Annotated in this window: 23 protein-coding genes and 1 pseudogene; 10 read left to right on the forward strand and 14 right to left on the reverse strand. The window is 73.8% G+C overall.

Annotated elements, in window-relative coordinates; all coding sequences use genetic code 11:
* Nucleotides 1-259 precede the first annotated feature (259 nt).
* Both OG392_RS05235 and OG392_RS05240 read left to right on the forward strand, forming a co-directional pair.
* Complete coding sequence (locus OG392_RS05235; protein ID WP_329276117.1) at nt 260-1,885, forward strand: hypothetical protein; 1,626 nt, start codon at nt 260-262, stop codon at nt 1,883-1,885.
* Complete coding sequence (locus OG392_RS05240) at nt 1,882-3,741, forward strand: serine/threonine-protein kinase (RefSeq protein WP_329276118.1); 1,860 nt, start codon at nt 1,882-1,884, stop codon at nt 3,739-3,741. Before OG392_RS05235 ends, OG392_RS05240 begins: the two co-directional genes overlap by 4 nt.
* On the opposite strand, the gene OG392_RS05245 is transcribed toward OG392_RS05240, so the two are convergent.
* Complete coding sequence (locus OG392_RS05245; protein ID WP_329276119.1) at nt 3,723-6,989, reverse strand: helix-turn-helix transcriptional regulator; 3,267 nt, start codon at nt 6,987-6,989, stop codon at nt 3,723-3,725. The genes OG392_RS05240 and OG392_RS05245 overlap by 19 nt on opposite strands.
* A gap of 148 nt (nt 6,990-7,137) precedes the next feature.
* Nucleotides 7,138-7,572, reverse strand: coding sequence for a DUF2000 domain-containing protein (locus tag OG392_RS05250; RefSeq protein WP_329276120.1), 435 nt, complete (start codon nt 7,570-7,572; stop codon nt 7,138-7,140).
* Between the two features lie 49 nt (nt 7,573-7,621).
* On the opposite strand from OG392_RS05250, the gene OG392_RS05255 reads away from it, so the two are divergent.
* Nucleotides 7,622-8,533 carry an AraC family transcriptional regulator gene (locus OG392_RS05255; protein ID WP_329276121.1) on the forward strand — a complete coding sequence of 304 codons (912 nt, stop codon included), beginning with the start codon at nt 7,622-7,624 and terminating at the stop codon, nt 8,531-8,533.
* Entirely contained in the window at nt 8,481-9,017 is a 537-nt protein-coding gene (locus OG392_RS05260; protein ID WP_329276122.1) for a carboxymuconolactone decarboxylase family protein, read from the forward strand. The genes OG392_RS05255 and OG392_RS05260 overlap by 53 nt, the downstream gene beginning before the upstream one ends.
* 134 nt (nt 9,018-9,151) lie before the next feature.
* Here the strand turns inward: OG392_RS05260 and OG392_RS05265 are convergent, their stop codons facing one another.
* The 3 genes from OG392_RS05265 to OG392_RS05275 form a co-directional block, all read right to left on the reverse strand.
* Nucleotides 9,152-9,535, reverse strand: coding sequence for a VOC family protein (locus OG392_RS05265; RefSeq protein ID WP_329276123.1), 384 nt, complete (start codon nt 9,533-9,535; stop codon nt 9,152-9,154).
* 332 nt (nt 9,536-9,867) lie between these two features.
* Nucleotides 9,868-10,530, reverse strand: a complete 663-nt coding sequence (locus OG392_RS05270; protein WP_329276124.1) for a M15 family metallopeptidase — start codon at nt 10,528-10,530, stop codon at nt 9,868-9,870.
* Nucleotides 10,531-10,755: 225 nt separating this feature from the next.
* Complete coding sequence (locus tag OG392_RS05275; protein WP_329276125.1) at nt 10,756-11,595, reverse strand: LysR family transcriptional regulator; 840 nt, start codon at nt 11,593-11,595, stop codon at nt 10,756-10,758.
* Between the two features lie 105 nt (nt 11,596-11,700).
* On the opposite strand from OG392_RS05275, the gene OG392_RS05280 reads away from it, so the two are divergent.
* Nucleotides 11,701-12,426 (forward strand): SDR family NAD(P)-dependent oxidoreductase, encoded by a 726-nt coding sequence (locus tag OG392_RS05280; RefSeq protein ID WP_329276127.1) that lies wholly within the window; start codon nt 11,701-11,703, stop codon nt 12,424-12,426.
* A 186-nt stretch (nt 12,427-12,612) separates the two neighbouring features.
* On the opposite strand, the gene OG392_RS05285 is transcribed toward OG392_RS05280, so the two are convergent.
* The 3 genes from OG392_RS05285 to OG392_RS05295 all read right to left on the reverse strand — a co-directional run bounded on the left by OG392_RS05285 (nt 12,613) and on the right by OG392_RS05295 (nt 13,908).
* Nucleotides 12,613-12,960: an ArsR/SmtB family transcription factor gene (locus OG392_RS05285; RefSeq protein WP_329276129.1), complete on the reverse strand. Its 348-nt coding sequence runs from the start codon at nt 12,958-12,960 to the stop codon at nt 12,613-12,615.
* A gap of 194 nt (nt 12,961-13,154) precedes the next feature.
* Nucleotides 13,155-13,541 (reverse strand): anti-sigma factor antagonist, encoded by a 387-nt coding sequence (locus OG392_RS05290; RefSeq protein ID WP_329276131.1) that lies wholly within the window; start codon nt 13,539-13,541, stop codon nt 13,155-13,157.
* 28 nt (nt 13,542-13,569) lie between these two features.
* Nucleotides 13,570-13,908: an ArsR/SmtB family transcription factor gene (locus tag OG392_RS05295; RefSeq protein WP_329276133.1), complete on the reverse strand. Its 339-nt coding sequence runs from the start codon at nt 13,906-13,908 to the stop codon at nt 13,570-13,572.
* Between OG392_RS05295 and OG392_RS05300 the strand changes: the two genes are divergently transcribed.
* A complete protein-coding gene (locus tag OG392_RS05300) occupies nt 13,855-14,907 on the forward strand; it encodes an NADPH-dependent F420 reductase (protein WP_329276134.1) in 1,053 nt (350 codons plus the stop codon). The genes OG392_RS05295 and OG392_RS05300 overlap by 54 nt on opposite strands.
* Nucleotides 14,908-15,001: 94 nt before the next feature.
* Here the strand turns inward: OG392_RS05300 and OG392_RS05305 are convergent, their stop codons facing one another.
* Nucleotides 15,002-15,652 carry an isochorismatase family protein gene (locus tag OG392_RS05305; RefSeq protein ID WP_329276136.1) on the reverse strand — a complete coding sequence of 217 codons (651 nt, stop codon included), beginning with the start codon at nt 15,650-15,652 and terminating at the stop codon, nt 15,002-15,004.
* A gap of 206 nt (nt 15,653-15,858) precedes the next feature.
* Here OG392_RS05305 and OG392_RS05310 point away from each other — a divergent pair, with 206 nt between their 5' ends.
* From OG392_RS05310 to OG392_RS05320, 3 genes are all read left to right on the forward strand, one after another.
* Nucleotides 15,859-16,563 (forward strand): VanZ family protein, encoded by a 705-nt coding sequence (locus tag OG392_RS05310; RefSeq protein WP_329276138.1) that lies wholly within the window; start codon nt 15,859-15,861, stop codon nt 16,561-16,563.
* A 68-nt stretch (nt 16,564-16,631) separates the two neighbouring features.
* The gene (locus OG392_RS05315; protein ID WP_329276140.1) at nt 16,632-17,324 is read left to right on the forward strand and encodes a response regulator transcription factor; all 693 of its coding nucleotides are present in this window, start codon (nt 16,632-16,634) and stop codon (nt 17,322-17,324) included.
* Nucleotides 17,317-18,426, forward strand: a complete 1,110-nt coding sequence (locus OG392_RS05320; RefSeq protein WP_329276142.1) for a sensor histidine kinase — start codon at nt 17,317-17,319, stop codon at nt 18,424-18,426. Before OG392_RS05315 ends, OG392_RS05320 begins: the two co-directional genes overlap by 8 nt.
* A gap of 171 nt (nt 18,427-18,597) precedes the next feature.
* Here OG392_RS05320 and OG392_RS05325 read toward each other — a convergent pair whose 3' ends face one another.
* Together OG392_RS05325 and OG392_RS05330 are read right to left on the reverse strand one after the other, a co-directional pair.
* The gene (locus OG392_RS05325; protein ID WP_329276143.1) at nt 18,598-18,729 is read right to left on the reverse strand and encodes a hypothetical protein; all 132 of its coding nucleotides are present in this window, start codon (nt 18,727-18,729) and stop codon (nt 18,598-18,600) included.
* 680 nt (nt 18,730-19,409) lie between these two features.
* Nucleotides 19,410-19,907 (reverse strand): annotated as a pseudogene (locus OG392_RS05330) (eCIS core domain-containing protein); the annotation flags it as partial.
* Here OG392_RS05330 and OG392_RS05335 point away from each other — a divergent pair.
* The gene (locus OG392_RS05335; RefSeq protein ID WP_329287692.1) at nt 19,806-20,057 is read left to right on the forward strand and encodes a hypothetical protein; all 252 of its coding nucleotides are present in this window, start codon (nt 19,806-19,808) and stop codon (nt 20,055-20,057) included. The pseudogene OG392_RS05330 and the gene OG392_RS05335 sit on opposite strands and share 102 nt — an antisense overlap.
* Nucleotides 20,058-20,227: 170 nt before the next feature.
* On the opposite strand, the gene OG392_RS05340 is transcribed toward OG392_RS05335, so the two are convergent.
* The 3 genes from OG392_RS05340 to OG392_RS05350 all read right to left on the reverse strand — a co-directional run bounded on the left by OG392_RS05340 (nt 20,228) and on the right by OG392_RS05350 (nt 23,059).
* Nucleotides 20,228-21,160 (reverse strand): hypothetical protein, encoded by a 933-nt coding sequence (locus OG392_RS05340; protein WP_329276145.1) that lies wholly within the window; start codon nt 21,158-21,160, stop codon nt 20,228-20,230.
* The gene (locus OG392_RS05345) at nt 21,160-22,410 is read right to left on the reverse strand and encodes a DUF2306 domain-containing protein (protein WP_329276147.1); all 1,251 of its coding nucleotides are present in this window, start codon (nt 22,408-22,410) and stop codon (nt 21,160-21,162) included. The genes OG392_RS05340 and OG392_RS05345 overlap by 1 nt, the downstream gene beginning before the upstream one ends.
* A 133-nt stretch (nt 22,411-22,543) precedes the next feature.
* Nucleotides 22,544-23,059, reverse strand: coding sequence for a helix-turn-helix transcriptional regulator (locus OG392_RS05350; RefSeq protein WP_329276149.1), 516 nt, complete (start codon nt 23,057-23,059; stop codon nt 22,544-22,546).
* Between the last annotated feature and the right edge of the window lie 27 nt (nt 23,060-23,086).

The raw sequence follows: 23,086 nt of genomic DNA on the forward strand, positions 1-23,086 counted from the left end.
CATTCCCTGTCGAATCACCCTATCCGAGTACTTGGAGGCGGGCTCTGCTCAGTGCGGCCGATCGATGCGACGGGGACGCACGGGGAGGGGGAGGGGCCGGAGCGGAGCGGGAGTACCAGGGCCGCGGATTCCGTAGTTCTACGGATGTGCGGGCGGCCCGGGGCTGCGAAAGTCGGTCCGACCTTTGTGTTCGCGGGTTCCGCCGGGTGTGCAGTGCCCGCTCCGCGCCTCCTCCCCTTCTCCCCGGAGCACCCCCCGCATGAGCAGCCGCTCGCCCGACGAGTTCCGCCTCGGTGTGCGTCCGTACGACCGGGGGGCCGGCGGCGACGACGAACCGGAGGATCCGCACGAGCTGCTCCACCGGGCCCGCCGGCTCACCGCCCAGGGGCATCCCCGGGCCGGCAGCGCGTGGGAGCGGGCGGCGACGGCCCTGCGGCGTGCGGGCGGGGCCCTCACCCCCGGGGATCACGCCGACGCCCTGGACGCGACCGCGCTCGACTGCCGGGGTGCGGCCCGGCCCGCCGCGGGGCCGCTCTTCTTCCGGGCCGCCGACCTGCACGAGCAGGCCGGGCAGCGGGGCAAGGCCCTGGTCTCGCGGGCACGTGCCCTCGTCGCCGGGCCCGGCGCCGGAGCGACGGCCCGCGTCCGGCTCGCGGAGCTGTGCGAGCGGGCCGCGGCCCTCCACCGGATCGGGCAGGCCGGGGTCGCCGAGACCGCGACGGTGCGGCTGCTGCACGGTGCCGCCCGCGCCGATCTGCTCGACACGGCGCCCGACCCGGCGGCCGAGGCGGCCGCCCTGCGCGAGGAACTCACCGGTCTGATCGCCTTCGCCGCCCCGCACCGGGCGGATCCCGCCGTACTCGGCGTGCTCGCCGACACGCGCGCGCTGCTCGGCCGGATCACCGCGCCCGACGATCCGGCCGCCGCACTGGCCCAGCTGAGGACGGCCCTCGAGGACCACCGGGCCGGGGGCCGGCGGTGGCCCGCCACCGAACATCAACTCCTCCTCGCCGGACTGCTGCGGGCCGCCGGCGCGCACGAGGAGGCGGCCGCACTCCTCCGAGGCGCCCTCGCCTCCATGGCCACGGGCACGCCGCCGCGGGCCACCGACCGGGCCCGCCTCTGCCTGGCCCTGGCCCGGACGGTCTCGGGGGCCGGCGAGCAGGGGCGTGCGCCCGGGGGCACGAATGGGGTCGTGGAGGACGACGACGAGCGGCTGCGGCTGCTCGCCGAGGCCGTCCGTCACAGCGGCGGGCCGACCCAGGACGCCCTGGTGGGCGCTCTCGCCCGGCACCTGCTCGGTGTCGCGCACGCGGAGCGCGGACACTACGGCAAGGCCCTCGGCCTCCTCGAACAGGCGCTGCCCCGGTTCATGGAGGACGGCGACACGGCGGCGCGCGTGGGGGCCAGGGCCTGGCGCGCCGAGTGCCTGCTGCACCTGGGCGAACCCGGCCGGGCGGCGCGGGAGTACGCGCTCGCCGCGGCGGAGGCCGGGCCGTGGGACGACCGGAGCCATGGCGCTGCCCTGGACCGGCGGGGGGCGTACGCGCTCGGCCTGGCCGGTGAGTCCGTGAAGACGGGCCACGCGTACGACCGGACGGCCCGCGGCGACGCCTCCGACATGGGCGCCGCGGAGGCCCGCCCGGTGCCGGACGTCCCCCGCGCGGGCGGTACGGTCGACGCCGACACGAAGGCCGGGACCGAGGCCGGGGCGGATGTCGGCGCCCCGGGCGGGGACGCGCAGGGGCCGTGGCCGGGCCTGCGCGCGCTGCCGGAGCCGTGCGGACCGCCGGGGCTTTACCAGGTCGACGTGTACGGCGAAGTGGGCGGGGCCGGGCCGCAGGCCGCCACCGCCCGGGGGACCCGAGTACAGGGGTGCGAGTGAACAGAGTGATCGACGGCCGTTTCGAGCTGGTGGAGCGGCTGGGCGGTGGTGGGATGGGAACGGTCTGGCGCGCCCGCGACCTGGTCCTCCACCGTGACGTGGCGGTCAAGGAGGTGCGTCCGCCGGACCCCGCGCTCGCCGAGCACGACGTCGAGGGCGCCCGGACCCTGCGCGAGCGCGTCCTGCGCGAGGCACGCGCCCTCGCCCGGATCGACCACCCCAACGTGGTGACCATCCATCACATCGTCGACGCCGGCGAGGGCACCTATCCCTGGCTCGTGATGGAGCTGGTGACCGGCGGTTCCCTCCAGGACCGGCTCGACCGCGGCCCGATGACCGCGGTCGAGGCGGCCGTACTGGGCCGCGAGCTGCTCTCGGCCCTGCGGGCCGCCCACGAGCGGGACATCGAGCACCGTGACGTCAAACCCGCCAACGTCCTGCTGCGCCCCGACGGGCGGCCCGTGCTCACCGACTTCGGCATCGCCGCGATCCGCGAGTCCACCGTCCTGACGGCCTCGGGCTCGATCATCGGCTCGCCCGACTACATGGCGCCCGAGCGGATCCGCGGCGGTGGCGGCAGCAGTCCGGCCGCCGACCTGTGGTCGCTCGGCATGGTGCTGTACGTGGCGGTCGAGGGCCATCACCCGCTGCGCCGGGAGAACACCCTCGCGACACTGGCGGCCGTCCTCTCCGACGACGTACCGCCGCCGCGGCACGCCGGCGCGCTCACCGGCGTGCTGACCGGGCTGCTCGTGCGGGAGCCGTCCGACCGCCCGGACGCGGAGGAACTCGACCGCGCGCTCGCCGCCCTCGTGTCACCGGACCGGTCCTCCCGGCCGGCCTTCCCTCAGGACGCCGACGCGGTACGGGATCAGGCGGCGGCTCCCGGGTACGGAGCCGGCGCGGGGGCCTTCGGCGGACCGGGCACCGGAGCCTTCGGCGCGCCGACCGCGGCCAACGGCGGCGAGGGCGGGGCGACGTCGTTCCACCTGGCACCCCCGACGGCCGCACCTTCCGGCACGACCGCGGCGGGTGCCGCGACGGCGTCGCAGGGCGGCCCGCCCTCGGGCGCCTCCCCGTGGGCCGCTCCGCCCGCCGCCGGGTTCGCCCCCTCCGGGGCCTCCTCCTCCACCGCTCCTTCCTCCGCCGCCGCGGCCCGTGCCGGCGGCCGAGGGCGGAGTCGTAGCGCCCGGTTCCTGGGTTCCGCCGCCGTCGTGGTGCTCGCCGTGGGGATCCCCGTCGCCGCCATGTCGTGGGACTGGCGGCCGGGCGACCCGGGAAGCGGGCCGAGCAGCGCGCCTCCGTCGCAGCGGGGCCCGGTCGCCCAGGGACCCGACGCGTCGGGCACCCCCACAGCGACGCCGACGCCGTCCCAGGTGCCTTCGAAGGGCGCCGAACCGGTGAAGGGCAGTCTGCTGACGCCGGCCGGGGTCCGGTCCGCCGTCGCCGCGATCAAGGAGGCCTCGGGCGGGACCGTCGTCACCAGCTTCGTCGTGTACCCCGACTACGCGATCGCCGAGTCGGTCGTGAAGGGCAGCACGAAGCTGTACGACCGGTACATCTACCGGGGCGAGGACGCCGCCGTCCGCCAGGGATCCGGCACCGCCTTCCCCGGCTCGGTACCGACCGACCTGAACGACTTCGACTGGGACGCCCTGCCCGCCCTGATGCGGCGCGCGGACAAGGAACTGGGTGTCGACAAGCCGACCAGCCGCTACCTCGTGCTCACCATGCCCTCGTCGATCTTCGGGACCGAGGCGGGCATGAGCGTCTACCTGTCCGACAGCTACGGCTCCGCCTATCTGACCGCGGACGCGAAGGGCCGGGTGACGAAGACCTATCCCCGCGAGAGGTGACCCTCCCCGACGCCGTCCCTGACCACGAGGGAGGCGAGGGCCGCCCGGGTCTCCACGCCCGTCTTGCGGTAGACCCGGGCGACATGGCTCTCGACCGTCCGCGGGCTGAGACAGAGCCGGTCGGCCACGGCCTGGTTGGTGAGGCCTTCGGCGACCAGGACCGAGATCTCCCGTTCCCTCGGGGTGAGGACGGCGAGCCGTCCCCCGGCCGCGCCCTCCGGAGGGGCGGGACGGGTGCGGTCGGCCAGATCGACCAGCATCCGGGCGCCTCCCTCGACGGCCAGCCGCCGGCCTCTGCGCCACTGGGCGGCGGCCCGGGTGCCGTCGCCCGCCGCGTGGGTCTGCGGCGCGGCGAGGAGGAGGCTGTGGGCCTCCCGCAGGACAGCCCCCGAGCGGGCGCTCTCCCGTGCCGCGTCGGTGAACGCCCGTGCGGCGGAGGCCGATTCGCCGCGCCGGGCCAGGACCTGCCCCCAGGCGCGCAGTGCCGCGGCACGCTGGACGGGCAGCCCGAGCGGCTCCGCCTCGGCGAGGGCCCGGCGCGCGACCCGCTCGGCCTCCGCCGGGTCCCCGGTGGCGAGGGCGGCGCCCACGAGCAGTTCGAGATATCCGGGGCGCAGCGAGGGCTGGAGCCGGGAGAGGTTCCGGTCGCCGCCCGCCCGCACGAGCACCTCGCGCACCCGGTGCGGGTCCATGGGGAGCGGCAGGGCGTAGCCGAGCAGGGACCGGGTCTGGGTGGCCCACCACCCCTCGGCGGTCCCCACCGTGGCCGCTGCCTCCTCGGCGGCGGCCGACGGCTCGGGGTCGCCCAGGGGCCGGGCGTGGAGGAGGACGACGGCCCGCATCGCCCCGCTGAAGCCGACGAGTTCGGCACCGCCCAAGGCGCGGGCGACGGCGAGCGACTCCTCGGCCAGGTCGAGCGCGGGACCGACCCTGCCGGTGAGGAAGTGGACGTACGCCGAGCAGAGCAGCAGTTGCGAGAGCGCGAAGGGCCGTCCGGCGCGCCGGGCCATCCCGATGCCGCGGGTGGCGTGGCGCTCGGCCTTCCCGTACTCCTCCAGGAAGACCTCGGTCCAGCCGAGGCGCACCAATGACTCCGGGTGGGCGGCCAGTTCGCCGTCGGTGAAGGTGTCGGTGAGCGCCGCCGCCTCCGCCGCGTGGCCGCGTGCCGCGGCGGTCTCGCCCTCGTACACCTCACCGAGCGCGGCCAGCGTGAGGACTTCCGCCGTGCCCGGCTCGTCGCGCCGTCGCCGGGCCTCTTCGAGGGTCCGGGCGACGACGGGACGGACCTCGGGGTAGCGGGCGGCGAAGAGGGCCCGGCAGCCCCACTCGACGACGAGCCAGGTCCGCAGGTCGGGGCGGGGTCCGGGGGTGCGCTCCAGCTCGCGGCGGAGCAGTGCGTCCGCCTCCGGGTAGCGGCCGAGATGACGCTCCATGAAGGCGCAGAGCAGGACGGCGGAGGTCCGCAGCTCGGCCGTGTCCGGCGCGCGGCAGGTGTCGATGAGGTGGTGGAGGAGGTCCCGGCTCTCCGCCACCCGGCCGGCGGACCCGAGGGCCTCGGCCCGTCGGAGCGTCAGGTCGCGCCAGGTGGCGCGGTGCCCGGGGGTGTCGGGAAGCAGAGCGAGGACCGCGCCCAGCCAGTCGGCGGCGCGCGCGGGGTCGGCCACGCCGATCCGCTCGGCGGCCTCGACCAGTTCGGCGGCGACATCCGGGTCCCAGGCCGTCACGGCGCGGACCAGGTGCGGAGCACGTTCGGTCACGGGTGCCCCGGCGGCGGCGAGCGCGTCGGCCGCCCGCCGGTGCAGTTCGCGGCGGCGCCAGGGGTCGAGCGTGCCCCGGAGGAGTTCGGGCAGGGCGGGGTGGCGCAGCACGAGGATCCGTCCGTCCTCGTCGGGCCGGACGAGGTCGCGGTGGGCCAGCTCCCGCAGGACCCCGTCCAGGGCCAGGGGGTCCGTCGCGCGGAGGCGGTGCGTCGGGTGCGGGGCGCTCCGGTGCGGGGTGTCGGTCGGGTGCGGAGAGGACGGCGGGTGCGGGGAGGCCGTCGGGTGCGGGGCTGTCGGGTGCGGGCCGGTGGGGGGCATGGCCGCGGTGGCGGCGAGCAGTTCGGCGGTGGCGCGGCCGTCGAGTACGGCGAGCGCCTCGACGACCGCCCGCTGCGCGCTGTCGAGCGGGGCGAGTTCGTCCAGCACGACCGCGACGGGCCCGGTGCCGGGCGCCCCTCCCCCGCGGGTGCGCGCGTGGGCCAGGGCGCGGTGGTAGAGCGGGTTGCCGAGGCCGGCTGCGTGGATCTCGCGGGCGAGGCCGGGCGGCAGTCCGGGGACGAGCCGTTCGGCGCAGTCGTCCGGGGTCAGGGGCCCGAGGGCGACCCGGGCGAGGTCGCCCGAGTCGGCGGCACGGGCGAGGACGGCGGCGAGCGCGGGAGCGGTCTGACGCTCGCGGCGGGCGAGGACGAGCAGGACGGGCGCCCGGAACGGATGCCGGAGGAGATGGTCGACGAGCGCCACGGAGGCGGGGTCGGCGACGTGGAAGTCGTCGAGGGCGAGGACGAGCACGGGTCCGTCCGCCGGAACGCGTCCGAGCGCCGACGCGATGCGCCGCACCTGGCCGGCGTCACCGCCACCGGACCGCACGGTCCCCGCCCCGGACGCCCCGCCGGAGGCGTGGAGGTCGTCCGGGGCAGCGCCCACGCCGTCCGCAGGGTCCGTCCGCGCCGATGTGCCGCCCGGAGCGACCGCGGGGATCGGCGTCGTCGAGCCGGTCGTGGGCGCCGTAGCGGCTGCGGAACCCGCCCCGCCGTCCGCGCCGGGCGCCTGTGGCGGCTCGACGAGTTCCGCGAGGGCGGACAGGGCCGGGGAGAGCACGCGATCGTGAGGGTCCAGGTCGGCGAAGGCGTCCGCGAAGGCCTGGAAGGCCGGGCTCGGTTCCCGGCCGACGGGGGCGGCGGTGCGGCCGGATCCTGCGGGGAGGACGGACACCGCAGCGCCGACGGGGACGGCTGAGGCGGTGGGTCCTGCGCGGCCGCGCAGGACCGTCGCCCCGTGCCGCCGCGCCCGCGCCGCGAACTCGGCGAGGAGCCGGGACTTGCCGATGCCCGGCTCGCCCACGACCTCCACGACCAGCGGACCCGTGCCTTCGGCACGGTGGCGCAGGGGCACGTCGAGCCGGTCCAGTTCGCGGGTCCGTCCGACGAAGGGCGACCGCCCGACGAGGGGCGCCCGCCCGGCACTCGCCGGATCCGCGAAAGTGTCCACGTGCCGTCCCCCTCGTGCGGTCGTCCTCTTCCCCGCTCCCAGTTGTACGGCACGCCGCCGACATCGGTGTGTCAGCCGGTGGACAAGGGCCTTGAAGGCATGGGTCCTCCCGGGGCCGCTCAGGGGCTCCCGGGAGCTCCCGGGTCGGTCAGGGGTGCATCCGGGCGCCCTTGAGCACCTTGTCGACGGCGTTTCGCGGCCCGTACACCGCGAGGCCCGCCAGATCCAGCCCGTCGGTCCCGACGGCCCGTACGGCCGCTCGGTTGTCGCGGTCGTTGCCGGTGGTGAACAGCTCGGTGGTGAACACCGCCCGCGGGAGAGCGCGGGAGAGCGCACGTGCGTGCGCCGCCTTCACGGTCTCCCCCGTCCCCTCGAAGACGAGCACGGGCTGCCGGAACATCGGCAGGTACGGGGTGCCGTCGGCGTCCGCGTACGGTTCGCCGATCACCTCGGGCAGCTCCGAGCCGAGGCCGCTGACCAGGAACGCGGTGACGTTCAGGCGCTGCCAGGTCTCCAGGTCCTCCCGCAGGAGTACGGCGATCTTGGTGTCGAAGCGGACGGGGGCGGTGTCGGTGGTCGTCATGGTCCGAGACTGCCGTCCGGCCCTCGGTGCCGTCTTGTACATTCCTTGCATGGTGGCAGGTCAGCGGGTTTCGGCATGGCGCCCGCACGTGCCGGGAGTCGTGGAGGTCTTCCACGCCCACTTCACCGCGCACGCGTACCCGATGCACGTCCACGACGTGTGGACCCTGCTCATCGTCGACGACGGGGCCGTCCGCTACGACCTCGAACGGCGTCGGCACGGCACTCCGGGCGACACGGTGTCGCTGCTCCCGCCGCAGGTGCCGCACAACGGCTCGCCGGCGACCCCGCAGGGCTTCCGCAAGCGGGTCCTCTACCTGGATCTGACCCAGCTGGACGAGAGCTTCATCGGAGCCGCGGTGGACGGGCCCGATCTCGTCGATCCCCTGCTGCGGCGTCGCGTCGGTCAGCTGCACGCGGCGCTCGCGGACCGGGGCGGCGAGCTGGAGGCGCAGAGCCGGCTCGCCCTGATCCGCGAACGGCTCCGCGCCCACCTGCGGCCCCAGGCGATGGCACGCGTGCGACCCGCCGACCCCGGGGTGGCCCACCGGCTCCGCGAGCTCCTCGACGCCCGGCTGCTCGACGGGGTGACCCTGGAGGAGGCCGCGCGGCTCCTGCACGCCCATCCCACCCATCTGGTACGTGCGTTCAGCGGTGCCTTCGGTATCGCCCCGCACCAGTACCTCACCGCGCGCCGGCTCGACCGGGCCCGTCGGCTGCTGCTGGACGGACTGCCGCCGGGGGAGGTGGCGACGGCGACCGGCTTCTACGACCAGTCGCATCTGAGCCGCTCGTTCAAACGGCTCGTCGGCACGACCCCGGGGCGCTTCGCCCGGAGGCCTTCCGGGAACGTCTCCACCCCAGCGCTCGTTATACCCCCCACGGGTATGACGAGGAGACATGATGACCGTGAGAAGACTGACCGCGCTCACCCCCGAGCAGGCACCGGGCCGGGCGGGTGAGCTGCTGACCGACATCGCCCGACGGCACGGATCCGTCGGCGAGATGGTGTCGACGATGGCGCACTCACCGGCATTGCTGGACGGCTATCTGAACCTCTCCCGGGCGATGAAGCGGGTGAAGATCCCCCGCGCCCTGAGCGAGAAGCTGTCCCTCGCCGTGCAGGAGTGGATCGGCTGCGGCACCTGCGCCGAGGCGCACCGCGCGGCCGGCCGGGCGGCGGGCCTGAGCGAGACGGACATCGAACTGGCCCGCCAGGGCACGTCCACCGACCCGCGCGAGGCCGCCCTGATCGGCCTGGCCCTCCGGGTCCTGGCCGAACCGGGGTCCCTGTCGGACGAGGACGTGACCGAGGTACGGGCACACGGCTGGAGCGACCGGGTGATCGCGGAGGTGGTCGGCGTGGTCACCCTCAACCTCCTGACCGGAGCGTTCAACCTCCTGGCGGGCATCCAGCCGGACACCGAGGCCGGAGCCCGCACCTGAGCCACGGGGTCGCGTCCCCGTGGGGACGCGACCGCCGCGCCTGTCCGGGCGTGGGTGTGTCCGGGCGGGCGGGGACGTCCGGGGGCGCGCGGGGACGTCCGGCAATGGGGATGCGGGAAGGGGGTGTTCGCGGCTCAGGAAGGGGTGTTCCCACGGTCCGAGTCGCTGCGGAGGACGCAGAACTCGTTGCCCTCCGGGTCGGTGAGGACCGCCCAGCCCGAGCCGTCGGGGTTGCGGTGGTCGCCGGCCAGGGCGGCGCCGAGGGCCAGGAGGCGCTCGATCTCCTCCTCGCGCGAGGTCGTCGGGCGCAGGCACAGGTGGAGGCGGTTCTTGAGCGTCTTCCGCTCCGGGACCTCGGCGAAGTAGAGCACCGGGCCGTCCTTGAGGATCACCTGCGTCTCCGGGTCGCCCGGGCCGCTCCCGGGATCCAGCGGGCTGCCGGTCACCTCGCTCCAGAACCGCGCCAGCCCATAGGCGTCCGCACAGTCGATCGCCACGTTCTGCACCACTGCATACATGCGGCTCAGCCTGCCGGAGGAGCGGACGGAACGCCACCATGATCCCGGCGGGGGCGGCGGGGCGGGGGACCCACGCCGCGAGCCCGGCCTGGTCGACAAGACCCCCTAGTGCTCTGACCGGATCGGTTCGCCGGGTTTCTGTTCGCGTCGGGGCTGGGGCCGGTTGGATGGGCGTCGCAGCCGATCCAAGTTGGCGCAACGCCAACGCCCGCCACCCGGACGTCCTGGCAGCCCAGCGCAAGGAACGCGCCCGCATCCGCAGCGAGAAGGCCACCCGATGGGGCGGACGCCCTTGGTGCGGCGTGAACGGTCGTCCGGCAAAGCCGGGCCGGTCAGACTGACGAGGTCATCTCCGTCGGGCCATAGAGGGCCGCGGTCTCACCGGTGATCAGAGCCCAGTATCGGTCGCCGAAGGACCAGTGCCACCACTCGGTGGGGTAGTTCACCAGCCCCGCGGCGGTGAGCACGGAACCCAGCAGTTTCCGGTTGGCGCGGGCCTCCGTGCCGATGTTGGCGGCGTGGGTGTAGCAGGCACCCTCGCTCTCCTCGGGGTCCGCGTTCATCCGGGTGCCCAGGTCCAGCTCGCCCCCCTCTGCATCGGCCAGGGTGAGGTCGACGGCCGCGCCGGCGCTGTGCGGAGCGACGTCGGGCGGTGATACGTACCGACTCGCCGCCGAGTGGATCTGCTCGGCGGACCAATCGGCATGGACGGCCCGCAGCTGGCTGGCGTACTCCTCGAAGTACGCGCGCTGGAGCGAGGGTGGCCGGTATCCCTCAACGAACAGCAGTCGCAAGCCCTGCGGGAGCAGCGCCTGGGCCTTCATCAGCCGCTCCAGTACACCGATCCGCAGGTATGCGAAGGCATCTACCGGATCCCGCTTGCGCGAGTCGACCAGCAACCAGCCGTCCCGGCGGACGTCTACGAGACGTTCGCCGCACTCCGCGACGGGTATAGCGGCAACGTTCGGATCTGACATCAAGACGATCTCACTCATGACGCGATCATCTCGCAGGACTCACCCGGTGAACCTTCCCGGTCACAGCACTAGGGCCTGTCGTCAAACTCCCGTCGTCGCCCGGAGGGCGGCCCCGCGGCGTCTGGTGCGTGCTCTCGGTGTGCCGGGAGGAAGCCCTCGTACTGGACGTACTCGGGCTTTCGCCCGGTGCGGCGAGAGTGCGTGCCAGGCGTCGCGGGGCAGACGGGAGTTTGACGACAGGCCCTAGAGGCGTGTCGCGGTGCGGACGAGGTCGGCGACGGCTCTGGACCGGCTGTGCGGTGGCCAGGCGATGACGGTCGTGACGGCCGGTGCGTCCGGCACCGGCACCGTCGCGTGGTCGTCGCGCAGATGGGCTCGGAGGGACTCGGGCACGACCGCGCAGGCCCGTCCGAGCGCGATCAGCTGGAACAGCTGGGTGTGGTCGCGCACCTGCGGGCCAGGTCCGTCCGGACAGCTCCCGTCCCGTCGGGGCCAGCGGGGCAGGGGCAGGCCGGTCAGGGTGGTGACCTCGGCCATGGTCAGATGGGGCCGGTCGGCCAAGGGGTGCCCCGCGGGCAGGACCACGACCTGCTGTTCGGTGTGCAGGTCCTCGGTGTCGAGTCCGGCCGTCGTGTCGAAGGGCCGCTGGAGCAGGGCGACATCGGCCCGCCCGTCGCGCAGCCGCCCCTCCTGCTCGCCGGGACCGCAGAGCATCACCTCGACGGCGACCGCGCCGGGCTCGGCGGCGTAGGCGTCCAGCAGCTTCGACAGCAGTTCGCCGGCCGCTCCGGCCTTCGTGGCCAGTACCACACCGGGCGGCCCGGCGGCCGCACGGCGGGTGCGGCGCTCGGCGGCTTCGACGGCGTCGAGTGCGGCCCGGCCCTCCCGCAGAAGCACCGACCCGGCCTCGGTCAAGGCGACCGCGCGGGCGGTGCGGTGCAGCAGGGCCACTCCGAGCCGCCGCTCGAGCTGCTGGATCGCCCGCGACAGCGGTGGTTGGGCCATGGCGAGCCGCTGCGCCGCCCGCCCGAAGTGCAACTCCTCCGCGACGGCGACGAAGTACCGTAGCTCCCGCGTCTCCACCGCGTCATCGTATCCGGCGCTCACCACGGGCCATATCCGTGCGGTATCGCCGCCCACCCAGTCGGTCTTGGACGTCCCACCCGGGTCCGCACCAGGCTGGACGGCATGAGTGAACAGACGATCGCGCTGGTGACCGGCGCGAACAAGGGAATCGGATACGAGATCGCGGCGGGCCTGGGCGCCCTCGGCTGGCGGGTCGGCGTGGGCGCGCGGGACCGACAGCGCCGTGACGCCGCGGTGGAGAAGCTGCGCGCGGCCGGGACGGACGCGTTCGGCGTTCCGCTCGACGTGGCGGACGACGCGAGTGCGGCCGCCGCGGCCGAGTTGATCGCCGACCGCGCCGGAGGGCTCGACGTCCTGGTCAACAACGCCGGGATCACCGGCGGTTCGCCGCAGACGCCCACCACGGTCGATCCCGCGACCGTTCGCGCCGTCGTGGAAACCAACGTGATCGGGGTCATCCGCGTCACCAACGCGATGCTGCCCCTGCTGCGCGGCTCGGCATCGCCGCGGATCGTGAACATGTCCAGCAGCGTCGGCTCGCTCGTCCTGCAGACCACGCCCGGCATCGACATGGGGCCTGTTCCCGCCGCCTACCTGGCGTCCAAGACCTTCCTCAACGCCGTCACCGTCCAATACGCCAAGGAGCTGAGCGACACCGGCATCCTGATCAACTCCGGCTGCCCCGGCTTCACCGCCACCGACCTCAACGGCTTCCGGGGCGTCCGCACTCCCCGGCAGGGCGCGGCGGTCGCGATCCGCCTCGCGACCCTGCCCGCCGACGGACCGACCGGCGGGTTCTTCGACGACGACGGAACCGTGCCCTGGTAATGGGCCCCCCACTAGGGCCTGTCGTCAAACTCCCGTCGTCGCCCGGAGGGCGGCCCCGCGGCGTCTGGTGCGTGCTCTCGGTGTGCCGGGAGGAAGCCCTCGTACTGGACGTACTCGGGCTTTCGCCCGGTGCGGCGAGAGTGCGTGCCAGGCGTCGCGGGGCAGACGGGAGTTTGACGACAGGCCCTAGGGGGTCTTCTCCCGGGGCGCCACGGTCCGGAGGCCGGACTGCATGTCCGCCTGTCCCGCGGGGACGCCGGCGAGGATCGAGCGGGCGATCAACAGCAGTTCGGTCACCTGATGGCTCGTCAGGGCGTAGTACACGGCCGTACCCTCGCGCCGGGCGACGACCATGCTCGCCCGGCGGAGCACCGCCAACTGCTGGGAGAGGTAGGCCGGTTCCACACCCGTGTCGCGGAGCATCTCGGCGACCCCGTGTTCGCGTTCGCTCAGCAGCTCCAGGACGCGGATACGGACGGGGTGTCCCAGTGTCTTGAAGAACTCGGCCTTCAGTCGGTGGAGGGGCGTGCTCATCGCACCCACCCCGCGCGTCGCGTCGACCCGGCACTCAGCAGCATGCCCCCATCCTCGCGCCTGCCCGGACGGAAACGCACCGGGGACGGGTCAGGGGCCGATCATGGCCGGAACCTGCCAGGGCGGTCCGGCACTTGGGCCGCACACGGACCGTACGAGGGCGGTACGTGAGCGGTACTGGCCCCGCAGGAGGATCAGGTGGTCGGCCAGGCGTCGCTGCGCCAGGCGCGCTGCTCCTCGCCGGCGTCGCGGTGCGCGGCGAGCGCCGCGGCGAGGTCGCGGTGGATCGGCACCGGGGGGCCTTCGCCCGCCGGGACGAGGGAGCCGTCGGCGGGGATCGCGGCCAGTTCGAGGGCGCGGCCGGCGGCCCGCAGCCGCAGCGCCGCCTCCGCGACGGCGAGCTGACCGCCGACGGACCAGCCCCGCAGCCGGGTCAGGTCGAGGACGACGGGCCCCGTGCCCCGCGCCACGGCCCACCCCACGGCCCCGGTGAACCGTCCCACGGCGTCGGCTCCGAGGAACCCGGCCAGGGACAGTACGCCCAGGTCCTGCTGGACGGTGTAGCGCCATTCGATGGTCATGTGCGTCGTCATCCTTCTCGTACGGCGATCACTGCGGAAGCACGGGCTGCGGAAGCACGGGTGGGAGGCAGGACTGCGGGCCGGAGATCTCGGTGAGGATCCTCCGTGCGGCCTGCATCAGCTGGGTGACGTCGCCGCCGGCGAGCGTGTAGACGACGGTGGTTCCTTCACGGGTGGCGGTCACGATCCCGAAGCGGCGGAGCACCGCGAGCTGCTGCGAGAGGGCCGCCGGCTCGATCTCGATCCGCGCGAGCAGTTCCCGTACCGGCGTCGGCCCGTGCTGAAGCAACTCCAGGACCCGGACGCGTACGGGATGGCCCAGCATGCGGAAGAGCTCGGCCTTGGCCTGGTGCAGCGGGACCGGCACGGTCTGTCCTCCGGGGGCGCGGGTGCGCGGGGCGGGTCGCCGCGGCCCGGTGGACACTCATGGGCACGGCCTGACCAGGATGTATCGAATTGCAGAAATGTGCAATTTCCCTATTTGCTTATTTCACCCTCTGAGACGGCGCCCCACGCACCCCTCGCAGCTCGTTCTCGCCACGCGTCACGGAGCCCGCTCCCGAGCCCGCTCCAGAGGTCGTTCCCGAGGCCGGTCCCGAGGCCGGTCCCGAGCCCGGTCCCGGACAGCGGGAACAGACTCCGGGTTCAGGCGGCTGCAACAGACAGCTCGAAGCGACAGCCGGAACGGACAGAAGGAAGCACCATGAAGATCGGCATCATCGGCGCCGGCCACATCGGCGGCAATCTGACCCGCCGCCTCACCGCCCTCGGTCACGACGTGTCCGTGGCCAACTCCCGCGGCCCGGAGACCCTCGCGGCGCTCGTCGAGGAGACCGGCGCCACCGCCGTCACCGCCTCGGAGGCCGCGCGGGGCGCCGAGATCGTCGTCGTGACCGTCCCGCTGAAGAACGTCCCCGACCTGCCGGCCGGGTTCCTCGACGGCGCGGCGGACGGCTTCGCCGTCATCGACACCGGCAACTACTACCCGCGCGAGCGCGACGGCCGGATCGCCGCGATCGAGGACGAGGGTTTGACGGAGAGCCGCTGGACCGAGCTCCGGATCGGCCACCCGGTGATCAAGGCCTTCAACGGCACCTACGCGCAGGACATCCTCGACCGGCCGCGCCCGGCGGGCGACCCGGAGCGCCTCGCCCTGCCCGTGGCGGGTGACGACGCGGGGGCGAAGGAGAAGGTACGGCTCCTCATCGACCAGCTGGGCTTCGACTCCGTGGACGCGGGCGGGATCGACGACTCCTGGCGCCAGCAGCCCGACACTCCGGTCTACGGCCTCCGGGAGGGCGTGGAGGCGGTGACGAAGGCGCTGGGCGCGGCCTCCCCCGAGCGTCCCGAGGGCTTCCGGGGCTGACCCGGTCGGCACGGCGGCCACCCACCCGGCCCCGCTCCCCGGCCGTGCCGCGGCCCGGCCGGCCCGGCCGGCCCGGGCGGTCGGCCCCCGAGCGTCAGTCGCGGGCCGGGGCCGTGAACGTGACCTCGGAGGCTCGTACGGTGACCTCCGCGTCGCTCCCCAGGGCGTACGCCGCGACCCGGGAGACCGTGGCGGCCGGGACGGCCTCGCTGATCCCGGGCGCCGCCGGGACGTCCTGGGTGGCATGGGCGTCGTGCGGCACGACGACGCGGTAGCCGCGTGCCAGGGCCGTACGCGCCGTCGCCTGCACACACATCTCGGACATCACGCCGCAGACGGCGACCGCACGCACGCCCGCTCCGGTGAGCACGCCGCCGAGCCGGGTCTCCGCGAATCCGTCGTCCTGCGGCTTGCGGATGACGAACTCCCGCGGCCCGGACTCGACGGCGTGGTGGAGCTCCCAGCCGGGCGTGTGCGGTTCGTCCTCCGCGCCGGGCGGTCCGTCGTTCTGGAGGTGCACGACGAGCGCGCCGTCCCGCCGGGCCCGCGCGAGGAGGTCCGTCGTGCGGTCGACGAGCCGCGCGGCCGCGGGCACGGCCCCCTCACCGGTGACGAAGGCCGACTGCACGTCCACGACGATCAGCGCGTCCACGGGCGGGAGGGCCGGGACGCCCACGGCGGGCGGGGCGGTCACGACGGTCGAGGTGTTCCCTGCGGGCGGGGCGGTCTCCGCGTGCTGGCTCATCCGACCATGATCCCGCCCGCCCCACCTCGGCTGCCAGGGGATTTCGGACCGCAGGGCGGCCGGTTCGCGGCGCCGGTGTCCATGCGCCCGTGCGCCCGTGTCTCCTCCCGCCACGCCTCCCGTCCGCCCCCACGCGCGTCCGTGTATCGCGGGCGTATCGAAAATCCCATACGCCCTGGGAACCGGCCTTTCCCTTCAATGAGGGCATGACAGCCCGCGCACCCCTGCCCTCGTCGCTCCGCCGCACACGAAGGATCGTGCTCATCGGCCTCGCGGTCCTCGCAACGGCGGGTGCGCTGTACGTCGTGCGCATGCCGCTCATGATGTCCGCTCCGCGGTGCGTGGCCGGGCGGTGGCACGGCTGCTTCGACACGTTCAACGGCGTGGTGCTCATGACGCTGGTCGCGGTGCCGCTGTCCCTGCTCGTGGCGGGGGCCCTGACGCTCCGGCGGCGGGCCGCCGGTGTCCCGTCCGCGTGGCGGAGGTCGCTGGCCGAGGTGGGCATGGTCCACGGGACGGTGCCGTTCCTGTGGCTGACCCTGATGCCGGGCGCGGCGCCCGGCATCGCCCCCGCCCGGGTGAGCCTGGTGCCGCTGCGGGACCTGGTCACGATGGGGACGCTCGGGATCGTGGGCAATCTTCTGGTCTTCGCCTCGCTGGGCTTCTTCGCCCCGATGCGGTTCAGGGCGCTGGCGTCCGTGCCACGCGTCGCGGCGCTCGGCGCCGCCTGTTCCCTCCTCGTCGAGACCGCCCAGTACGTGTTCCGGCTCGACCGGGTGTCCTCCGTGGACGACGTCCTGGTCAACACCACCGGTGCCGCACTGGCCGCCCTGGCCTCACGGCACTGGTGGCGCACCACGGCGGACGCGCCGACGGACCGGCCCCGCCCCGCCATGGCGTCGGCGGCCTGAACCGTGAGTGCGGTGCGCCCCCGACCGCGCGTGCGCCGGCGCCGAGGTCCGCTGCTTAGGCTTCAGCCATGCGCGTACTGATCGTGGAGGACGAGCCCTACCTGGCCGAAGCCGTCCGTGACGGGCTGCGGCTCGAGGCGATCGCCGCCGACATCGCCGGGGACGGCGACTCCGCCCTGGAGCTGCTCAGCGTCCACTCCTACGACCTCGCGGTCCTCGACCGCGACATCCCCGGCCCCTCCGGTGACGAGGTGGCCCGGCGCATCGTCGCCTCCGGGAGCGGCATCCCGATCCTCATGCTCACGGCAGCCGACCGGATCGACGACAAGGCCTCCGGCTTCGAGCTCGGCGCCGACGACTACCTCACCAAGCCGTTCGAACTGCGGGAGCTCGTCCTGCGGCTGCGGGCTCTCGACCGCAGACGCGCGTACGCCCGGCCGCCGGTCCGCGAGCTCGCGGGCCTGCGGGTCGACCCCTTCCGCCGGGAGGTCTTCCGGGACGGGCGGTACGTCGCGCTCACCCGGAAACAGTTCGCCGTCCTCGAAGTCCTCGTCGCCGCCGAGGGCGGGGTCGTCAGTGCCGAGGAACTGCTCGAACGGGCCTGGGACGAGAACGTCGACCCCCTCACCAACGCCGTACGCATCACCGTGTCCGCACTGCGCAAACGGCTCGGCGAACCATGGATCATCGCCACCGTGCCGGGCGTCGGCTACCGCATCGGGACCGGCCCGGACACGCGCCCCGGCCTGACGCGTGGATAGACGCCGAGGGCTCAGCGCCCGACTGAAACTGACCCTGAGCTACGCCGGGTTCCTCGCCGTCGCCGGCGCCCTGCTGCTCGCCGTGGTGTGGGGCTACCTGCTGCGGTACGTCCCCGACAACTCGCAGGGCCTGCTGGGGATCTCGCCCAACCGTTATCTCCTGACCCGGACCTTCCTCCCGCCGGCCGCCGTGGCGATGGGCTTCCTCCTCGTGTTCGGGCTCGTCGGGGGATGGCTCCTCGCCGGCCGGATGCTCGCACCGCTCACCCAGATCAGGGAGGCGGCGCGCAGGGCCGGGGACGGGTCGCTGTCCCACCGGATCCGGATGAAGGGCCGCCAGGACGAGTTCCGTGAACTCTCCGACGCGTTCGACTCGATGCTCCGGAGACTCGAGTCGCACGTCGACGAACAGCGGATGTTCGCCGCGAACGCCTCCCACGAACTGCGCACCCCCCTGGCGATCTCGCGGGCGCTCCTCGACGTCGCCCGCAAGGATCCCACCCTCGACCGGGAGGAGCTCGTCGAACGACTGCAGGCGGTCAACACGCGGGCGATCGATCTCACCGAGGCCCTGCTCCTGCTCAGCCGCGGCGACACCGGCACCTTCACCCGCGAGGGCGTCGACCTCTCCCTCCTCGCCGAGGAGGCCGCGGAAACGCTGCTCCCCCTCGCGGAACAGCGCCGGATCACGCTCGCCGTCTCCGGCGACGCTGCCCGGACCAGCGGCTCCGAGGAGCTCCTGCTGCGGATGGTGACGAACCTCGTCCAGAACGCGGTCGTCCACAACGTCCCCACCGGCGGAACGGTGACGGTCCACACCGAGACGGTCCGCACCGAGTCCGTCCGTACCGGGACGGGCGGCGCCGCGAGCGTGCTGCGGGTGGAGAACACGGGCCCTCCGCTCCCCCCGGAACTGGTACCGACCCTGACCGAGGCGTTCCGGCGGGGAGCGGACCGCGTACGCACCGACGAACACGCCGGCGTGGGGCTCGGGCTGGCCATCGTGCAGAGCGTCGTCCGCGCCCACGACGGCTCCCTCGACCTCACCCCCAGGCCCGGCGGCGGCCTCCTCGTCACGGTCCGGCTCCCCGGCGCACCCTAGGGCCTGTCGTCAAACTCCCGTCTGCCCCGCGACGCCTGGCACGTACTCTCGCCGCACCGGGCGAAAGCCCGAGTACGTCCAGTACGAGGGCTTCCTCCCGGCACACCGAGAGCACGCACCAGACGCCGCGGGGCCGCCCTCCGGGCGACGACGGGAGTTTGACGACAGGCCCTAGCCGCCGTTCGCCGCCCGCCCGGCCCGAGGCTGGGCGGGCCGGCGGTCGGGCGGGCCGGCGGTCGGGCGGTCGGGCGCCGCGAGCAGGCGGGCGCGGCGCGCAAGGCGGCGTCCCGTCTCGCGCGACATGCGGACTACTCCTGGGCCAGTTCCGCAATTCTGAGATCTACGTATTCCACGGCGAAGTCCGCCTGCAGTCCGCTTCCTCCGACGTGGAGATCCAGGAAGTGCATGACTCCACCGCTTATGACCCCCTGAAGGTCGTTGACCTTGGCCTTCTTGGCCTTCACGAGACTCTCCCTGATCTCCTGAAGCTGGGCCGGTCCGAGATTCCGGATCTCGTTCTTGAAGATCGTGTCCCCTCCCGGCTTTCCGATCTGCCAGCGCGTTCCGGTGACGAAGTCCATTCTGACGGCCCAGCCGAGTTTGTCCTGCCCGCCTGCGGAGTAGGTGAGGCGCCCCGCCGCCTGGGCACCGGCAATCTGGTCGCCCAGGCCCTGCTTTCTGAATTCTTCCAGAGCCTTCACTGCCTTGGTGTATCCCGGCGGGGGTTTAATCGGGGAGCCTCCGCCGAATATCTTGTAGACGTGATCGCCCACCTTGTGCACTCCCAGTGACGCCTCTCGCGAGTCGTATGTCTCGCCGATCACCTGCGGCTGCTCGTCGGGGAATTTGATCGTCTTCACGGAGGGAGTGGTGACGGCGGGGGTCCGTTCGGCTGCTTTGCTCTTCTTCCCGCCTTTTCCGCCTGCTCGCTGAATCGATGAGGCCGAGGCTTCCGGTGAGTCCCCGGTCGACCGCACCGCCGAGGGGCCACCTGCCATGACTCTCGTCGCATTGGCTTCGGCTTCGCGTTCGAACCGGTCGCCGGGGTCGGAGATGCTGAGGCCGCTGCCGTTGTCGGTTCCGGAGACGGGGCCCTGGCGCTGCTGGACGACATGGGTGAGTTCGTGGGCGAGGGTGTGTTTGTCTCCTCCGCCGTCGCCGATGACCACGTTGCTGCCGCTGGTGTAAGCGCGAGCGCCGACTTCGGCGGCGGATGCGCGGGCGGCGCTGTCGTCGTGGATGCGGACGTCGGAGAAGTCGGCGCCGAGGCGGGCTTCCATCTCCTCGCGGAGCGGGGCGTCCATGGGGCGGCCGCTTCCGGCGAGGACCTCGTGGACGGCGGAACGCTGCACGGCGGGCCGGCCGGGGGAGGTCTCCTGGTGGCCGCAGCCCGCGCCGTGGACGTGTTGTTCCCGCGCTCGGTCCTCGCGCTGGACGGAAGGCTGGGCATAAGGGTGACCGGAGCGCTGGAGCGTCCGCAGAACGGCGGTGTTGCCCGCGATCCGCTGAAGCGCCTGGAGGCCGGCGGCATCCACCGGCTCGGGCTTCCGGGGGCCGGGGGCCGGGGCGGCGGCCGCCTGATCGGAGCGGCGTTCATGCTGTACCAACTGAAGCACCTTTCAGCGAAGTGACAGGCCCACAACACCCTGCCGCATCCCCTGTCGCCAGGTCTGGAAGGGCAGTCGCCCGGGCACATGTCCCCGCCGTCCGAACACCCGGCGCATCCCTTGCACACGTTCCGGACGACGGCGCCCGGAGCAGGTCGACGGCCGCCCCGCGGGCGGGCCGCGGCGGATCGCCCTCAGCCGGCTCCGGTCTCGGGCACGGCACCTCCCTGGGTATCGATCTCGGGCACGGCAGCACGCGCGGTCTCGGGAGCGGCGGAGTCGCCGCGGTCGGCCCGGGAGAGCAGCCAGTGGCCCGAGGCTCCCGTCGCGAAGAGGCCGACGACGAGCGCGAGGAGTGAGACGCCCGGGCCCGAGACCCAGTCGACCGACCGGAAGTGGACCGCGAGGACGACCGCCGTGGCGAGCGCGATCAGCGGGACGGCCCGCAGCGCCGGGCGGATGCGGGTCAGGTCGTCCTCGGCCAGCGCGCCGAGGACGCCCACGCCCAGCGCGAGCGCCCACACGCCGAGGCCCTGCGCGTCCGCGCGGTTCACCGTCCACGGCACGAGCGAGCCCCAGAAGCCGGGGAAGGTGATCAGCCCCGCGCCGATGCCGAGCCATCCCGAACCGACGACGGCGAGCGGCGGCTTCGACCAGCCGGGCAGTGGAACGGCCGGCTGCCGCGGCGCCGTGCCCACGCGTCCCGCCGGCCTCCGGTACTGCGCGACGAGACAGCCCGCCGCGCCGAGGGCGAGCAGTCCCAGCGTGGCGACCCAGCCGAGGCTGAAGAGGGCGAGGAACAGCGGGCCGCCCTCGACGACCTGGAGGGAGCCGCCGTTCAGCAGGCTCACCGTGAACAGGCCGGCCAGCACGATCACCAGCGGCAGCACCAGACTCCGCACGTCCTCCCAGAGGCGCGCCCGTCCGATCGTGAACAGCGCCGGGGCCACTCCGGCCATCGCCGCTCCGATGAGCCCGGGGCTCAGCGCCTCGGGCGAGACCCAGGCGCCCGCCGCGTACCCGAACAGGCTGGTCACGGTCAGCAGAGCGCCGGTGGTGAGGCTGATGCCGCCCACGACGGCGCTCAGGACGACGACGCCGGGCGACAACTCCTTCGTGCCGGCCATCAGTTGCTCCCGTCCGCTCCGATGAACTCCCGCTGCCGTGCGAGGACTTCGCGTCCGTGCAGGATCCGCAGACTCACCAACGCGACCGCCGCGTACGACAGCATTCCGGCTCCGACGCCGACTCCCGCGATGAGGGAGGTGATCCGGTCCAGGCCCATGGTCCGCTCCAGTACGGGCACGGTCGCCGCCGAGAACGCGGGCGCCAGGCACTGGGCCGCCAGGTGCAGCCGCCACTCCTCGCGCGCCCAGACCGCCCCCCGCTCGCGGGCGCGCCGCGCGCGGACCGCGACGACGGCGTAGGTCAGCACGTACGGGACGAGGTACGCGAGGAACAGCCGCCGTCCCTGCGCCCCCTGGTCCAGCAGGGCGCCCGTGGTCCAGCCCAGGCCCGCGGCGCCCAGGACGTGGGCGGCGACGAGGACCGGGGCCGGGACCCAGGTGCCGGTCAGGCCGGGAACCTCGGTCCGGCGGTCGAGGGCACGGGAGGCCAGGAGCGCGCCGAAGGCGACGAGGGCCCCGAGGTGCATGATCGCGACACGGTTGACGTCCTGGAGGGAGAGGCCGGGGTACAGCGCGGGCAGGACGCCCCATTCGATCCGCAGCAGCGGAGCGGTCATCAGGAAGCCGTAGCAGAGCAGCAGCCAGCGCTGGTGCAGGTCGGGGAAGCCGCGCACGGCGGCGAGGACTCCGAAGGTCACGCTGCCGACCGTGCCCACCAGGATCGTCGCGAGGACGATCCAGAACGCGGCCCCGCTGAACGCCTCCGCCGGCGGGGTGCGCAGGAGGTAGAGCGCGGCGCCGGCCATCGACACGTACACCGTGACGGCGAAGACGGTTCCGAGGACGCGGTGCAGCCGGATGCGGCGGCGAACCGCGGAGAGCAGCTGCACCGGACCGAGCAGCATCAGGAGGCCGCCCAGGACCGAGTGGACGATCAGCGGGATCAGGCTGCGGGTGTACGGCCCCATCCGGTCGCGGACGGCGTCGGCCACGAACTCCGCGGAGACGGACCGGCCGAGGAGCCACTCGCCGATGGCGGGCGCTCCGGGCGTGGCGTACGGCCAGAGTTCGGTCATGGCGATCGGCGCGTACACGAGGCACACCACCGTCACGGCGAGGGCGGACACCCGCCCCCACCTGATGCCGCGACCCGCGCCGGTGCCGATGACGGTGGGCGCCCCCGGATCCTGACGGCTGCCCTCGCCGGTCACCGAGCCCGTGCTCGTGTCCGTGCTCGTCGTACGTCCCACGGCGCATCCCCCGTCCACCGTCCACGGCACCCGTCGGCCGCGATAGTCCTTTCTGGACTATGGAGGAAGGTAGGGCGGGGCACCGCCGGGGTCAACCGGTCAGTAACAGGAATCAGGACTCGGAGAAGGAGAATCAGGATTCGCGGCTCTCGACCCAGTGCCAGAAATCGACCATCATCCGCTCGTACCGGATGCCGAACTCCAGGGCCTCGCGCTGTCCGCGCGTCAGCGACTCGCCGACTTCGCCCGCGAGTTCCTCGTACTCGTCGAGGGTCCGCCGGTGCTCCTCGATCTGCACCGGGGCGTGGACGCGCGGACTCGCCCCGAACCACAGCTTGAGGATGCCTCGTTCGCGCGCCTCGACCGGGACGAAGGCGGGGTCGGCCAGCCAGCCGCGGAGCGCCTCCGTGCCCGCGTCGGTGAGCTTCATCAGGCGACGGTTCCGGCCGCCGGACTGCCTGACCTCCGAGAGCAGCCCCGCCTCCAGGAGCCGGTCGCACTGGGCGTACACCTGCGCGTGCGGCATGGACCAGAACGGCGCCACGGTCCGCGCGGCCTCGCCCTTCACGTCGTACGGGCTGGCCTCGCCCAACTTGTCGATGATGCCCAGCACGAGGAAGGAGGGCGTGGTCAACCGGACGTCAGACATACGTCCGACGGTATCGCGCGGGCCCCG

It is taken from the genome of Streptomyces sp. NBC_00691, from assembly GCF_036226665.1.
Taxonomy (GTDB): Bacteria; Actinomycetota; Actinomycetes; order Streptomycetales; family Streptomycetaceae; genus Streptomyces.